Below are 16,008 nucleotides of genomic sequence, written 5' to 3'. Positions count from 1 at the left end.
ATATTCTCTTGAAATATTTAAAAAACATATGATATTTATCTTTTCTGCTGACATAGTTATCCCTCTTCACATAATCCTTCAATCCAATCCCTTTTTACGATTTTTTTAAGCCAGGAATCTTTTATGGCATCATAGCCATAAAAGATTCCTGCCAGACCTCCGCATATAGCTCCAGTAGTATCAGTATCCTTGCCAAGATTTACAGCCTTAAGTAGGGCTTCCTCATAAGATTGGCTATTTAGAAGGCACCAAAGGGAAGCCTCAAGAGAATCTACCACATAACCTCCACTCCTTATTTCATCTTCAGCCAAATCCTTAAAAGCTGGATTTTCTAGTCTAGAGTAAGCTACTAATTCTGCTTTAAAATCGGTCTTATATCTGTAAAAATTAAAGGCCTTTTCTATTCCCTTTCTTATCCCTACTTCAAGACTTTTTTCTAGGCTTAAATAGTTCCCTATGGCAATATATATCCCGCAGCCTATCTGACTTCTCTTATGCCTATGGGTCAATCCTGATACATTATGAATAATTTCAAAGCTTTCCTCATAATCTAAAAAGTCAGGTCCATATTCTTTTTGCAGATAAAATAAAATTGGTAAAATCCTCATCAAGGATCCATTACCATTATCATACTCATCTTGACCCCCTGCCTCTAAGGCATTAGCTCCTTCTTTATATCTTCTTAAAGCCTGTAAAGTTGCTATCCCAATATCAAACATCTGTCCATGGGGAGTATAGGCTCCTTCTTCATACCAAGATAAAAACTTGTCCATTATATCTTCATAATCAAGTCCCTTTTTTAAGCTGTCCAAAAGAGCCAGAGTCATAGATGAATCATCGGACCAGGTTCCTGGAGGTTGATTATAGGTACCATATCCCCTCATATCTTTTACAGGATTTAGCCTTAAATTCTCCCTATCTTGAAATTCTACAGGCACTCCCAAGGCATCTCCTACTACCAAGCCCATTATTCCTGATAAAATATTATTAGACAAACTATCACCTACCTATTCTATATTTTCTAGCTAAAGTCCCTACCACTTATCTCTGATATGATTTTACAAAAGTTCTCCCACTCCTTGGGGTAGTCATTAGATCCAGATCTAATTATATTTCTTCCATCCCTTACCAAAACTATCTCCCATTGGGTCCCATCTAAAATATCATTGTTATCATATCTTCTTCTCCAATTAAGAATACTTGTTCCTATTAGATCATTCTTAAATTTTTCAAGAAGTTTCGTAGATAAAGTTATTAATAGGCTATCATCTTCATATAGAGAAGGCTTATGACAAACCCTTCCATCCTTGAGGTTTATATGAAATTCCTGAAATCCCTGATGATAGCCTCCTATAGAAATTTTAATTTCCTTTATTTTTTCATAGGCAAGATATATGGCATCTTCTTTTGTCCATTCCTTTTGACAGCTATTGCAATAGTATTCTGGGCTATAGTCTAGACAAATTAAGCATCCTCCCAGCTTGATCTTGCCTGTTGCTTCAGACATAATCATATCTCCACTGGTATAGCCATATAGTATTTTTGCTACATCTTTAGAATTGCAATAAGGGCATATCCTATAATTTATAGCCATTGTACCCCTCCAATCTCAGGCTGAGTTTTCTAAAACATGCTTTAACCATATATTAGCTTGATAATGTCACTCATTTAAGCTCGTTAGAATCCTCTTTAAATTTTTAATCCTACAATTTATTTCCTTATTTTCAGGGCTTATTTTTTGCAAGTCAAGATATTCATTCAGTGACGCTTCAAACTGTAGCCCTCTTAATAAAGAATCCGCAAGACAAAGCTTTGTATCAAAGCATTCTTTCTCTAGTTTAGCTTTGTTAGCTATCCAAATAGTCCTCATGGTATTTTTTTCTTTATAGGCTAACTTAATAAGTTTCTTATAGTCATCCTCAATCAAAGGTGCAGTACTATATAAAGCCTTATTGGCGAATCCAACTTCATGTAAGTCAAAGTCGTAGGAGTTAATATAATTTATTACATCCTTAGCTGAAAAATCCTTAATATCTTTTAGTAAAAATATTCCTGAATCCTTTTCTTCTGGTAAAAGATTATGAGGTATAGTGCATCCTATATCCATAAATAAAGATGTATTTTCTATAGATGCTGTAGCTTGATATGAGAACTTATCTGAATAAAATGGATTTAGGGATACAGTCTTCCAGGTATCTAAAAATTTAACATCTTTAGAAATGCCCACAAGATAATACAGATCTTCTCCCTCTACTAGCCATATTACATCATAAGATGTTATCGAATCTTTAAATGGTGGTTTAATATTTTTTCCTAAATTTATATAATAGTTGCCGTTGCAAGCATATAATGCTAATAAATACTCTTCTATCTTCACTCCATTCAATATACAAAAAACTAGGTCTTTCTTATAGTCTAAAGTTAATTTCACTTCTCTAGGGGGTAAATCTTCTATTTCGTCAAAAAACTTTTCTAACACTGCCTTGTGTTTTCTTACATTGGGGAATAGATCTTCTCTCTTGTTAAAGTCCCTATTATGTTCCTGGTATTCTTGATGCAGATACTCATGGTAAATTACTGATTTCAAGGTCTCTACATTTATTTTTTATCATTAAGGAAAGGGCTAATTTCTATTGTATTATCCCAGTATCTATATTCACCAAAAGAATATAATCGATTAAAATTTGACCATCTAATATTAGGTTTTATATATCCCTCGTTAAATCCATATTCTTTGATTACTTCATCTAGTAAAGCCTCTAAGTTATATTTCATTTCTTATCAAAGCCCCATTCTTCTCTCCTACAGAATCAATATTTATAGCATTTATCTGAGCAAAGAGTTGTAAAAATTCTTCTGCTAATTCCTCATCTTCTGTATCTTTTTTTATTAAGGCTAAGTCTCTTAGTATTTGAATCGCCTGTTCATCATTAAAGTACCTATGTAAGCCTGAACTCCACCTAGCCACTTCAGGTTGATTTTCATTTGCATGATAAGACCAAAATAGCATTTCTTCTGCTTCCTTTGGTGATAGCTTAATCTTGTATTTGGATTTAGTTGAGACATAGCCTTCTTCGTAATTATCTCCTTCATAATTTTCATCTACAAGAAATACACCAAATATAAATCTGTCTTCTTCTCTTGTGTTGGGAAGTCTAGTAGTTAAGACACATAGGCTATTATTTTGCACCTTGTTAAGTTTCATAGGTTGTCCAGCCCTCTCGCCCCTTTGTACTATGCCAGCCATTGCCTTCCACTCTCTTAACATCTGGCTCTCATAACAAACATAGGCTCCATTATTATGTATATCATCTAATTCTGATCGAGAAATTTCTCCATTTAAATAAGACAAACAGTCGGAATCTTTAGAAGAACACCAGGTTCTCTGTTCTATCTCTATATTATTTTTTATAATCTCATCGCTACAAACTCCATTAAAACCTATTTCTTTATCTGACTTACCACCATCACAATAATTGCATTTAAAGGCAATATTTTCTCTTGGGTAAATCTTTTCCTTTCTTTCTTTTTTCTCTTCTTTTGCAGGAGCTACTTTTAGTTTTTCTTTTTCTTTCTTAGCTGCTTCTTTCTTCCTTTCTTCTTCTAGTCTTTTTATGGCTTCAATTTCTTCTTTGACTTTAAGATTAAATTCCGTATCTTCTGTAGATAAATATCCATCAAAAGCATTAGGATATCCAAATTTCCTTTCATCATTAGAAAATTTAACTGTTATATATGAATCATCATTTTTTATAATAATTCCATCACCAAATATCTTATGGCTTACTTTCATATTTATTAAGTCCATTAAAGCCCCTCCTTTAATTCTTATATGTGCCACTTGTATCTACCTGATTTTCTGTTATTAATTTCTACCTAGTATTGTTTCCGGTAAATAGTATATTTTCCCATCCTTAGCTATAAGTTGAACATCCTCAGTATATAAAGTACTTGTATCATAATCATATATTTCACCTATGGTCACAGACTGTTCCTCAATCAATTTCACAGTATTTTCTGCCATTGATTTGTATTTAAATTCATCTTTAAAAAGGCTTGGAATTGTATATAATGCCCTATCTAATCCAAATCTTTTTATTCTTTTTTCTTCAGTCTCTATGTTTAAATATTTAATCATGTCCTTGTGCCAATTGGTAAGCTCTTCCCTTGCATCTATTACCTGTTGAGTATAAGTTGGTAGAAGTGCTACACATTGTTCCCTCGAAACCTGCCCAAAGTGTAATGCATACCTGAGCTCTGAAATCTTATATAAGACATCTAGCAATGATTTCTGATACATGTACCATTTTTGTATCTCCCCTAAATTCTCTTCGTATACATTATAATCAGGCTCTTTCTTTTGTGTATATTCAACAAGAGTTAAGTTGGCTTGTCCCAAAAGTTCCGTTCCTTTTACCTCTAGGCTGTCTAGTTGTGTAATTTTACTGAGTCTAAGTTCATTGTTTTCAAGAATTTCAACTTGAAAATTTGCTATCCTCTTAACATGAGTAAGAAGTGAAAACACCTTACTACGATATTCATTATCCTGAAACTCTATAACTTTTGATATGTCTTGACTAATTTTCCCAAGTTCAGTATTAATCTGTGTCATATAGTATTGTCCAACAACCATTGAGGCGACACCCATAGCAGCCGCTGCTGTATTTGCTAAAGCTGTAGGACCTTTAACGGCTACTAGGTTTGCATGACCTTTAATACCATCTGCACCATGATAAATACCACGAACAGCATTGTCCATAGCCTTAGAATCTGTCAACTTCGCACCTGCAGGAATTATTGCTCTATATAATACTTCTCCCTTGGCTTGAGTTGCCTGAACTGCGTTATGAGCCGCATTCCCCACTTGTGCAAATCCAGGTATTAAGTTATTTACATGTGCTAAAACTTTTCTATCTTTAATTTCTACAAGTTTATTCTCATCAATAACTTCCTCTGCAGGGAGCATTTCCATTTGAATAACTAATTCATTTCGTATGTTTTCATTACTAAATTCTAATCCTCTTTTTTCTTCATTAGGATTATCTCTAGATTTAAGTACAACATCTCGATCCCTTTTTAATTTCAAGGATAGTGCAATAACAATTATAATTAAAAAAATAATAATCTCTAGATACCCCATCTATTATCACACTCCTACCATTCTATATTTTCTCACTAAAATCCCTACCACTCACATCTGATATGATTTTACAAAACTTCTCCCGCTCCATGGGATAGTCATTGGGGCCAGACCTGATTATATTTCTTCCATCCCTAACGAGACTATCTCCCATTGAGTCCCATCTAAAATATCATTATCATCACAGCTTTTTTTAATTTAAGTATATTTGTCCCTATTAGATCTTTTTTAAATTCATCAAGAAGGTCTAGAGATATCGACTTAATAATTACAATAAATCCACAATAAAATCCTAGTCATATGTTGATAATTTTTTTAGCCATTTAACCATACACCCATCCTTAAAACACCATAACAAAGAACCTTCACTAAATCTATCAATCCTAATTACACCCATTATCAGGGCTAGAATACATCTATCATCTATTAATGCTTCTTTAACTTCACTCATCAATCTAATATCTAACTCAATATTATTTTCTTCCAGTATGGACTTATAATTTGTTAATTTATATTTTGGATGTTCCTCTGTAAACTTATAAAAATCCTCAATAAATTTATATATAAGGTCATCATAATCTACAAAAGGCATTTGTATTGGATTTTCTGAATTTCCTTTGCCCCTTGTATCAAATACCCATTCCCCTAATTTCTCTGCCTTTTGAATAGGCTCTATATATTTTGTTAATAGAGTAAATTGTTTTTTTATAAGTCTCACCCCTTCTCTATATCTCTACCATGCAGTTCTATCAACTGCCTCTATAGCTTTATTTTTTGTTGATATAAAATCCTTTTTATTATAGAGCGTTTCCATCTTTTCATAGATCTCTTCTGAATCACTCCAGTCTTTTATGGATATAGTATCCGTATAGATTCTTGTATATTTTCTACCTGGTTCCTTAGCTCTTTCACTTATTTTTATTCCACTAAGCTCTAATTCATTTAAAAATGTAATTCTTTCATCTGAATCTTCAAAAGGGCCAACTTCTAAAGTTAATTTTAGTTTCCCATAATACTCAGAAAACCAAAGGCAAATTGGAAACCCACCTCCCCAGCTGTCAGCTTCTGTTTTTCTTGCTTTTAGAAAAGATTCTAGCCCAAACCAAAAAACTGTATTTTTCTGAGTTACAGGTATAATTTCTTTGTGCTTTGAAATAAATTGATTGACAGCAACTTCAATGTCTATTTCATTTCCTATGGAATAAATCATATCAATCACGTCTTTATTTTGGATATAAATATCTTTACAAAGTCTTTTCAAATCTTCATCCATAAAATATTTCTCCTTTATAATAGATATGTAATAACTGACAAATGCCACAATTTCCTGTGATGTTCTTTCTTTATAATTTTCAACAATGAATTCCATTGTTTCAAGTAAATCACTATAACTTGCCCTAAAATAATTCTCACTGCTAGCTTCTTTCCCATCAAGAGTTAGAAATATGGGTATGATGGTATAGTCAGGAAAGTTATCTTGGATTACACAATAATATCTACTAAGTTGATTTGAATGTTCTTCAGAAAGTATTTTATTTTCAATAAAAATCACTAATCTTTGAATCTCTGATACCATTACCAAATCTATATTATACATTTCTCTGTAAACGCAAATATCCATGAAATTCATATTTTGTATTTTATAAACTAGGTTGATATTAGACAAAACCTCATCATTATCTGGTTTCATTAATACCTTTAGAAGGAATTTTTTTAATATTTTTTCATCAAAATTATGATTACCATTAGGATCTAAAAGCCATGCTAGGACATTAGAGTGCCTTATTTCATAGTCCTCTATTTTTAATATTTTAAATGGATTGAATCTGTTCAGCTTTGCCTTTATAAGTTCTAGTTTGTCATTATTTACAATAAAATTGATTATATCTAATTGTTGCAATTTCTAACCCCCTCTTTGGAAATCTTATCTACCAACCATTCATAATTATCTCTCCAAGAAGCTCTCATCCCATCTTTGTTTTTCCAAATTGCTTCTGGTCCTGTTGTTCTACTTAAATCTATTCTATACTCTCCAGCTATAGCCTCTATAACCTGGGCTGTTCTGTTTTTCCCTGCCTGATAGCAATTATTTATGTTTTTAGATTCTAAGATTACACCACAAAAGTTTTCCATTGAGCGTACTTTAAGGAGAATAGAAAGCTTGTTTTCAAAGAATTCTTCATCTATAGTTTCGTATCTATTTATTATGATGTATCTTTTATTATTTAACTCATTTAGCTTCTTAGAGTACAGATGAGGTAAAATTTTTTCTGCTTTAAAAATGTCATCCCCTTCTACTAAAACATAAATGATATTTAAATTTCCTTTTTCTTGTACATATAGAGACTCATTTAATTTTCTTGCCTTCTTTAAGACTTCCCAAGACTTGCCAAGTGGAAATTTTAGATGGTAGTTTTTATTAATTGACTTTTTTTGATTGATACTTGAATCTCTACTTGATCCACCATCATCTAGGGCTGTGTCATAAATATATATACTGCCTGGACAATTATTTTTAGGATTTTCTTTATCTCCATTAATAGCTACTAACTCTTTGCCATTTGGATTAAATCCGTATACATAGGCTTTAGGGTTTTTTACTAGTCCATCTCCGCCCATTGTAACGAAATTAAAGCAAGAATTTTCTATAGCCCTAGCCTTATTGTATTTGTACCATTTATTATAAACCACATTCCCGCCTGTACTGTTAATGATAAGATCTACATTTTGCAATCCGTATACCCTGGAAAATAGGGAATGATTGCAGTCATAGCATATGGTCAAGCCAATCTTATAACCCTTAAATAATATTGGTTCAAACATAGTCTGGGCCAGTTCATCATATTTGTCAAAATCAAAAGCTGAGTAGGATGTCATTGTATGTTTTATATATAGAGCTAATTCAGTCTCCTTTTCATCTGCAAAAGCATTGGCATATAGGCTAAAAATTGTGCCAAATTTATCTACACTGCTAATTATAATTGCCTTTCCTATTTCTTGGCTTAGGTCAAGACTTGCTTCATAGATTTTATCTAAATCGTCTTTATTTGTAAGATCCGATCCTTCAACCATAGAGACAAAAGGAAAATAAGAAAATTCTGGTAGAACAAATATATCAAATTTAGATTCTTTCAATTTTTCTATGGCCTTATTAAAAGCCTTCTCATTTTTTAATTCATCTGTCTGCAGATATAAACCTATCTTAAGTCCATCCTTAGCTTGTCCCTTTATTTTTATATCTTTTACCTCGCTAGCATTATCTAATCCTAATATCTTTTTTAGGCTAGCTTCTGCATCATCAGATTCAAAATCCATTTGACCATGCATTATTCTAACTAACTTATAGCCATTTTTATTGGCCTCTATATCCCTGACACTATCATAGTAGGCCCTTGCTTCATCCCTATTAAAAGGATGGTTATCTTTTGCCTGTATATCTTCGCAGGCCTTAATCCATAATTCCCTATCATAGGCTAACTTAATATTCTTATATGATAACAAGGCCCTTCTTCTAGCCTCAGTAAAGTGCTGCCTCTCATCATATTCTATTATGGTTTTTTCACTCTCGCATACAAAGTCACACCTTAAAGCTACATTTCTTTTAGCAAAAGTGCTGTCCCCCCTATAACTCTTTAGCCCTTCAAATATATCTATATAGCTTCCCTTTATTTCTTTAGGTGATTTTAGCCAAGGGAAAGTTTTCTCACATACTATATCTCCCTTGTAAATTTTATTAAGCAATAATTGTAGAGCATTTTTTTGTTCTATAACACCCTTGCCAGGTATTTTTATTCTCCTAGTAGAATCTTCTTCTAAATTGTTATTTTCGACTTTATTAGATTCAACTTTATTTTCTTCATTATTTATTTGACCTTTTTTAACCTTATCTCTCTTTCTTCCCCTTGTGGACTTTCCTCTGTAATCTATCTCGAATCCTAGCCTTTCAAAAAATTTTACTGTCTCCATACCGCCGCCAAAATCACTTTTTTTAATTTCCTTGCCATAGGCCACCTTATAGGCCATACCTCTAATATGTTTGGCGGGTAATTTCTGTTTATTATGTATGAGAAAGGTAACCTTTGGTTCAGGGTAGTCTGGATTTTCCCTATTAAAAATTTCTATGGCTTTTAAAACGTCTTCATATGTTATTTTAGTCCAATCAATCTTTTCCATAGTTCTCCCCCTTAAATCTCTATAACAAAATACTTTCTACTTCCATTTAAGTCTTGCCAAGTAAAACTATAATCTCCCTTTATGGAAATAAACTCTTTACCTTTATTGGGTCCAGTTGGTTTGAAAATGTCTCCATAAACCTTATATTCTTCCCTAAAACATTTATAGATTCCATCATTATTACGCCCTTCATAAAAAGGTCTATCTGATACCAAGGTTACTAGTGCATTTTTCTTAAATCCATTTTCTTTTAATTCCTCCATGAACTTTATATCTTTAACAAATGAGTACATCTGCTCAGGATACTGACCATTTAAAGGATGTTTTAATTCGATGGCATATTTCTCTGTCTTGTCATTATTGAAAATAGAGATGTCAATTTCTTTTTTAATGGTCTTACTATCTATTGAAAAATAAGATACATTTCTTTCAAACTGAATTTTATAACTATCTAGTTCTTTTCTTAAAAATATCCCTAACTCATGCTGAAAACTAAACTCATTGTATATTTCAATACTTTCCTTTTCTGTATAGGAAAAAAACTTAGCTATTAATCTATTTAAATCTAGCAAATTAATCCCCCTAACTTTTTCAAAGCTTCATATATCTTTGTTGATTAGAAGATGTTTTTTCTATTATCTTTACCTCTTTACCATCCATTCTCTTAATTTGGTTGAGAAATAATGTTCCAAGTAAAATCCTGTCACTTCTAGGAATTCTATTCCAAAGATATCCCTTAAAAAGATCTTTAACTAGAAAAACTTCACCTTTCTCCAGTTTTTTTGTTTCCTTAATAGCCTCTGCTAATAATTCATTAACATCATTCATGTTGTTCACTCCTCATATTAATAACTGTATAGACAACATTGTTAATATTATTATAGTATTTTTCTTTCCTCTTTACAATTGAATTAATAATAGACTTAAAAATATAGCTAAATTCCCCGGAATACTTAACTTTTTCACGCTGACATTTCCCTCATAGTGCGGTAATATAGATATATAAATTAAATACTTGGCTTAATGCCTGCTTTTAAAAAACTTTAATAGCAAGCACAGTAAGTGTAGACACACTTACGAGAAAATTGATGAAGCGGCCCCCTTTAGGCTCGCTTCTTTTTTATCCAATTTTCTACTTGTTCCTATCGGAATGATTTAGGGTTCCCCTAATACCCTGTTAAATATAAAAAAGAAAAGGAGAATTTATATGGCAAATAGGCTTAGAAAAAATGATATTCATGTAATGGTTACTGATGAAGAAAAAGAACTTTTTAAGAGAAAACTTGAAATAAGCAAGTCAAAATCAATGGGACATTTTATAAGAAAATGTGTTCTTGAAGCCCCTATATTTGTTATTGATATGAATATTTTCAGAAAGCTACAAACTCTTATAGGGAAAAACTCTAGTAACCTTAATCAAATTGCAAAGAGGGTAAATAGTACCGGGATAATCTATAGGGAAGATATTGAGGATCTTAAAAAAGAAAATGATGATATATCAAGAGAGATAATAAAAATTCAAAATATCCTAACAAGAAAATATATGAATGGATCTGATTGATATGGCTATTACAAAGATTCATCCTATCAAATCCACCCTCAATCTTGCTATAGATTATATTACTAGTAATGATAAAACCGATGAGCAAATATTAATAAGTTCGGATGGTTGCTCTCCTGCAACTGCCCATTTACAGTTTATGAATACTAGGGAGACCAATAATACTAGGGGAACAGTTTTAGCTCGGCATTTAATACAAAGTTTTGTCCCTGGAGAAGTAAGCCCTGATAAAGCACATGAGATAGGACTTGCCCTAGCCAAAGAAGTTCTAAATGGTGAATATGAATATGTACTGGCCACCCATGTCGACCGTAATCACATTCACAACCATATTATTTTTAATAATGTTAATTGGAAAACAGGAAAATGCTATCAATCTAATAAGCGAAGTTATCATAAAATAAGATCCCAAAGCGACCAGTTATGCAAAGAAAACAATCTAATTGTTATAGATGAGTATTATGAAAAATACAAGAAAAAATATAAGACTAGGAGAAAATCCTATAAAGAATATCAAGAGGATAAAAAGGGAAGATCATGGAAAAGTAGACTTCAATTTGATATAGACAGAGCCATTAAAAAAGCTAAGGATTGGGAAAACTTCCTCCAACTTATGAAGGAATATGGATATGAAATCAAACATGGAAAACATATTGCTTTCAAAAAAATAGATGGACAAGAGCGTTTTACAAGGGCTATGAGGATAGGGGAAGATTATACTGAGGAAAGATTAAAGGAACGAATCCTAGAAGAAGTCTCTGTAAATAGCAATAGGCCTAAAAGCCCTTTTAAGCCTTTAGATAAGATTATAGATATAAGTGCCAATGATAAGATTAAAATCTCTCCTGGCTACAAATATTGGGCTACAAAGCACAATCTAAGTGCCATGGCCGAAACTATAAACCAGGTCAGAAATGAAGGTCTTAAATCAAGAAGTCAACTTGAAAAGGCTCTGCAAGAAAAAGCAAGCCAAATCCAAAAGCTACTGACTGATATTAAAGAAATCGAAAATAATATTGACTCAAAAAATCAAATGATGGAAAACCGATATATCATAGAGCAGTATAAAGAAATCCATAAATATACTAAGGAAAATCCTGAAGACAAGGCTTTTCTTAATGAATATGGACCTCAACTTATGCTCTATAAAAAGGCAGTTGCTGAAAGTTTCCAGGGCTCTAATATTCTGCCCACTAGCAAGCAAATATATGAAGACCTTGAAAATCTTCATACAAAAAAAGAGTCTCTCATTGAGAAACTCAATCGCTCCCGCCAAGAGCAGGATAGGTTATATCAGTATAAGAAAAATTATGATAGTTATTTGGGTAAAGAGGTTGAGAGGTAAATAACCTATAAAATTAGAACTTATCATATATTTTCTTTAATCCATTTAGCTATATATTCAGCCATTAAAGGTGGAACCGCATTGCCTATTTGTGTAAAATTAGAAGTTCTTGATCCTTCAAAAAAATAATCATCTGGAAATGACTGTAGTCTTGCTGCCTCCCTTACAGAAATCGATCTATTCTGGTCTATATTAGGATGGATATAATAGTGTCCATCCTTTGCAATATGAGCAACTATAGTTTGAGAATAATTTAAATTATCAGCAACAACCTTAAATCTATCTAAGAAGGATTTTACATTTTTATGAGTAATAAGATTTTCTGGTAAATCAGAATAAATCAGTCTTTCCTTACCATTGTTCCACAAATCTACTGCAATTCTATATATCTCCAAATCCCTTTCATTATTAGGCCTTGCTATATGGTGAGTTAAGATATCATTATCGCTTCTTATTTTTGTATTTATTAATGCCTCTGTAGCTGTACTTGTATAGTTATAATTAGAATAAATTTCTCCAGCTTTTATTGGTGGTAGGTCCTTTAAAAATTCTAATACCCTGTAATTATTTTCTTTATCTTGTGGGTATTTAAATTCTTTAAATATTAAATCATCCCTTACGCCCATAATTATTACTCTTTTTCTTTTTTGTGGTACTCCAAAATCAAAAGAATTGAAGTCAAAAGATCTTATCTTATATCCAGCTTCATCAAATTGCTCTTTTATATCTTCAAATATTTCCCCATTTTTCGCAGTATAAATACCAGGAACATTTTCAAATACAAACATTTTAGGTTTATATTTCTTTAAAAATTCAACATATAATTTGTATAAATAATGCCGTTTATCATTATCATTATTTGCTCCTGTTCTTGATCTACCTATTACTGAATATGCCTGACATGGTGGACCACCTATAATTATATCCAAATTTTTTGATTCACTAATTTCAAGTTGTTTATTAATTTTTTCAAATAAAAATGGTAAGTTTTCATAAGAAATTTCACAGTTTATAACAGAATCTTTAATATAGCTAGGAATATTCTCAAACAATTCTCTTCTTTTTTCCATTCGTTCTTTTACAGATAAAGAATATGTTTTCTGATATTCTCTATAAATATCTAATTTGTTTTCTTCTTTCAAATAATAATAAGCCATTCTTGTTTCCAGCGTTTCTGCAGCTGACTTATTAGACTCAATATGAGCTATACCTTTATAACCCTGTCTAGCAAAACCTTCTGATAGGCCACCTGCTCCAGCAAATAAATCTAAATAATTCATTTTTCACCCCCTAGCTTCATTTTATCCTTTTAAAATGTTTTTTCTCTATCATAGTATTGAATATCAATCTTATTTCCTTTGCTTTTTCCTTAGAATTCAATATTACACCTAATTCTAAATTTCCATCCATGCCATTATAAGATAAGTTAGATGAAGTAATTATTGATTTTTCATTGTCTACGGTTAATACTTTCGCATGTAAAGACTGAGTCTCATTTTTTGCCCCAATATATTCATATACAAAAGCCCTACTAGTATCCAATCCAATTATCTTATCTAATAAGCCGCTTTTACTAGCATAATCATTCACATAAATTTCTACATAAATTCCTTGTTTGACTTTTTTCTCTAATAAATTAATTAAACTACCGGCATATTCACTTAAAGCATAAATAGAAAGAATAATGCTCTCTTGGGCACTTGAAATATACTCTTCAAAAACAATCTCTGTATCCCTTCCTGGTAATCCAGCTACACTTGGGCCTGACCATATTAATTGGATCTTTTCAGAATTTGAGCGACTATAAGCCTTGCCCATTATATATAAAAAATTTAACTTTTCTTCTGGTGATAAATTGGGGAATAATTTGTTTATTTCTTGAAAAACTATACTTCTTGACTCAGTAATATTAGTGGATATTTCATCTTTAAGGAAAATATCCTCAATAAAATATTTATGAGTAAAAAGAAGGTCTTCAAAAATATCTAGTTTTATAGATTTATTCCACATACCTCTTCCACCAACTTTTCAAAATATCCTTTGAATTTCTTTTCTTGAGTAGGTACAATTGTACGCCTATCCAAAAGCCTATTCCCATTTTCACAGGCTGTTTCTGGAATCATTAAACATGCATGACAAGCCGCTCCATTTAAGTTTTCATTACCTGGATAAGTCCTTAAACATCCAGGGTCTGATGAACATATCAAGGCATTTTTAAGTGCATTTATCAAAACATCTTGAAAATTACTCGTTTTACCCATTTCCTCTAAACCACCTAAGGTACCTTCTGAGTCGCCACTAGCAGTATATATTAATAGGCCGCACATGTTTTTACTATAGTATATTCTTTCCTGTAATTCTGTTGTCGAGTATCCACTTCTTAAAGATAACTCCCTTATCAAGACATGAGATAAACTATGAAGCATTACATAAGTTAAATCACGATTTTGCCTATATTCCCATCCCTTACTTTCCACATACTTCTTATATTCATTATCATAAATTTCAGATATGGCTTTAGAATCAAATGATGATAACCAGTTTTCAATTTCTTCTCTATTTAATTCTAAGAATATGCCTTCTCCACTAGTTCTTACTGCTGGTAGCCAACCAGTCTCCTTGCCTGCTAAATTTACAATACTTGCAAAGTTGTCATTATCAGGATCTGGAAAGCTGGCTCTAGTAAAACCTTTTAAAGCCATAATTTCCCTTACTTTTTCAATCCTAATTAACCTAGTAAAATAAACTCTTAAATACCCAGGCAGGTCTTCTTCACTAGCTAAAAAACTAGAATAATTTTTTGATACACTTTTATGATTAAGAATAGACCTGTATTCAGATTCTTTTATTTCACTGTATTCAGAAGCACCCTCTGCAATTTTTTTATAAATCTCTTCAAATCTATCAAAAGACATTAGTTCAGGATTTATTTTTTTATATGCTATCTTCAATCCAATCTTCTCTGCTGATGCTTGATCAAATTCTTCCCCAGTTATCTCTGCTTCACTTTTCTTATTATCGATATAGTTATCAACTTCAACCTTTTTTTCTTCAACTATCTGAAATAATTTGTCAGACCAAGGTGGTATCTCTAAAGCAGATCTTACAATGGAAAAATATACATTAGTAGCACCCCTTAAACTAGGAATAAGGTCGGCAGTGCACTTATCATTTGAGTGAGATGGTCTGTGGGCATGTCTCCCCATGCAAGAGTAGTCTGAAAATGTTTCTTTTAATAAAGCATCCCCCATCGTCTTTCTGGCCTTACAATTCTCATCATCACAAAACAAAATCAAAGAATTTAAAGATGATGTATAGGAAGATGACCTAAGTCTTATTTTTCCCTGACACTGAGTTGGTCCTCCATGTAGATATTCTCTATAGGGGAATTCATCAATATGCCCATTTTCACAAAACATGATAAATCTAGAAGGATAAGCCCTAAAACCACAGTCAGGACATCTGGGCCCCTTGCTATCGTATATCTCTGGATTTCCAGTTACTGACTCTGATAACTTAAATACTAGGTTACACTTAATATTAGAACAAACATGCCAGTCAGGAAATATAATAACAGGAAAAGAGTTTTTTCCTTGTTTTGGCTCTAAAAAATACCTAACTCCTAAATAAGAGGCTAGTTTATTGAAATATATCCTTCTATACTCTTCTCCATCATTATTCCAGTAGTTGATATCTAAACCCATAACCGAGTCTTCCTTGGCGTCTATAATGGAACCAGGTCCAAAAGTAGTTATTATTTGATTTTGACTTAAATTACCAATTTCCATT

Annotated in this window: 15 protein-coding genes; 2 read left to right on the top strand and 13 right to left on the bottom strand. The window is 32.0% G+C overall.

All coding sequences use genetic code 11. From position 1 onward, the window contains the following. Positions 1-56 precede the first annotated feature (56 nt). The 10 genes from PP176A_RS00605 to PP176A_RS00560 form a co-directional block, all read right to left on the bottom strand. Complete coding sequence (locus PP176A_RS00605; protein WP_200795928.1) at positions 57-995, bottom strand: ADP-ribosylglycohydrolase family protein; 939 nt, start codon at positions 993-995, stop codon at positions 57-59. 26 nt (positions 996-1,021) lie between these two features. Then, on the bottom strand, positions 1,022-1,594 hold the full coding sequence (locus PP176A_RS00600; RefSeq protein ID WP_071138501.1) for a hypothetical protein: 573 nt from the start codon (positions 1,592-1,594) through the stop codon (positions 1,022-1,024). Between the two features lie 66 nt (positions 1,595-1,660). Next, entirely contained in the window at positions 1,661-2,587 is a 927-nt protein-coding gene (locus PP176A_RS00595) for a hypothetical protein (RefSeq protein ID WP_143037616.1), read from the bottom strand. Positions 2,588-2,764: 177 nt separating this feature from the next. Beyond that, positions 2,765-3,808, bottom strand: a complete 1,044-nt coding sequence (locus tag PP176A_RS15995; protein WP_143037615.1) for a hypothetical protein — start codon at positions 3,806-3,808, stop codon at positions 2,765-2,767. A 57-nt stretch (positions 3,809-3,865) separates the two neighbouring features. Beyond that, on the bottom strand, positions 3,866-5,140 hold the full coding sequence (locus PP176A_RS00585; protein WP_071138499.1) for a hypothetical protein: 1,275 nt from the start codon (positions 5,138-5,140) through the stop codon (positions 3,866-3,868). A gap of 292 nt (positions 5,141-5,432) precedes the next feature. Continuing rightward, entirely contained in the window at positions 5,433-5,858 is a 426-nt protein-coding gene (locus PP176A_RS00580; RefSeq protein WP_083381706.1) for a DUF6508 domain-containing protein, read from the bottom strand. Positions 5,859-5,873: 15 nt separating this feature from the next. Beyond that, on the bottom strand, positions 5,874-7,040 hold the full coding sequence (locus PP176A_RS00575) for a PDDEXK-like family protein (RefSeq protein WP_071138498.1): 1,167 nt from the start codon (positions 7,038-7,040) through the stop codon (positions 5,874-5,876). Next, a complete protein-coding gene (locus PP176A_RS00570; protein WP_071138497.1) occupies positions 7,028-9,313 on the bottom strand; it encodes a nitrilase-related carbon-nitrogen hydrolase in 2,286 nt (761 codons plus the stop codon). The genes PP176A_RS00575 and PP176A_RS00570 overlap by 13 nt, the downstream gene beginning before the upstream one ends. Positions 9,314-9,324: 11 nt before the next feature. Beyond that, positions 9,325-9,885, bottom strand: a complete 561-nt coding sequence (locus PP176A_RS00565) for a hypothetical protein (protein ID WP_200795927.1) — start codon at positions 9,883-9,885, stop codon at positions 9,325-9,327. Positions 9,886-9,904: 19 nt separating this feature from the next. Then, positions 9,905-10,141 carry a single-stranded DNA-binding protein gene (locus tag PP176A_RS00560; protein ID WP_071138495.1) on the bottom strand — a complete coding sequence of 79 codons (237 nt, stop codon included), beginning with the start codon at positions 10,139-10,141 and terminating at the stop codon, positions 9,905-9,907. A 379-nt stretch (positions 10,142-10,520) separates the two neighbouring features. Between PP176A_RS00560 and PP176A_RS00555 the strand changes: the two genes are divergently transcribed. Both PP176A_RS00555 and PP176A_RS00550 read left to right on the top strand, forming a co-directional pair. After that, on the top strand, positions 10,521-10,874 hold the full coding sequence (locus PP176A_RS00555) for a plasmid mobilization protein (RefSeq protein ID WP_071138494.1): 354 nt from the start codon (positions 10,521-10,523) through the stop codon (positions 10,872-10,874). Between the two features lies 1 nt (position 10,875). After that, the gene (locus PP176A_RS00550) at positions 10,876-12,219 is read left to right on the top strand and encodes a relaxase/mobilization nuclease domain-containing protein (protein WP_071138581.1); all 1,344 of its coding nucleotides are present in this window, start codon (positions 10,876-10,878) and stop codon (positions 12,217-12,219) included. A gap of 23 nt (positions 12,220-12,242) precedes the next feature. Here the strand turns inward: PP176A_RS00550 and PP176A_RS00545 are convergent, their stop codons facing one another. The 3 genes from PP176A_RS00545 to drmB are packed head-to-tail and all read right to left on the bottom strand — an operon-like array spanning position 12,243 to position 16,007. Further along, on the bottom strand, positions 12,243-13,499 hold the full coding sequence (locus PP176A_RS00545; RefSeq protein ID WP_071138493.1) for a DNA cytosine methyltransferase: 1,257 nt from the start codon (positions 13,497-13,499) through the stop codon (positions 12,243-12,245). A 16-nt stretch (positions 13,500-13,515) separates the two neighbouring features. Beyond that, positions 13,516-14,229 (bottom strand): phospholipase D-like domain-containing protein, encoded by a 714-nt coding sequence (locus tag PP176A_RS00540; protein ID WP_083381716.1) that lies wholly within the window; start codon positions 14,227-14,229, stop codon positions 13,516-13,518. Further along, a complete protein-coding gene (gene drmB / locus PP176A_RS00535; protein ID WP_071138491.1) occupies positions 14,211-16,007 on the bottom strand; it encodes a DUF1998 domain-containing protein in 1,797 nt (598 codons plus the stop codon). Before drmB ends, PP176A_RS00540 begins: the two co-directional genes overlap by 19 nt. Between the last annotated feature and the right edge of the window lies 1 nt (position 16,008).

It is taken from the genome of Sporanaerobacter sp. PP17-6a, assembly GCF_900095615.1.
In the GTDB taxonomy this organism is placed as follows: Bacteria; Bacillota; Clostridia; order Tissierellales; family Acidilutibacteraceae; genus Acidilutibacter; species Acidilutibacter cellobiosedens.
The sequence above is the reverse complement of the archived record's forward strand: the minus strand, read 5'-3'. Positions and strand labels throughout refer to the sequence as shown.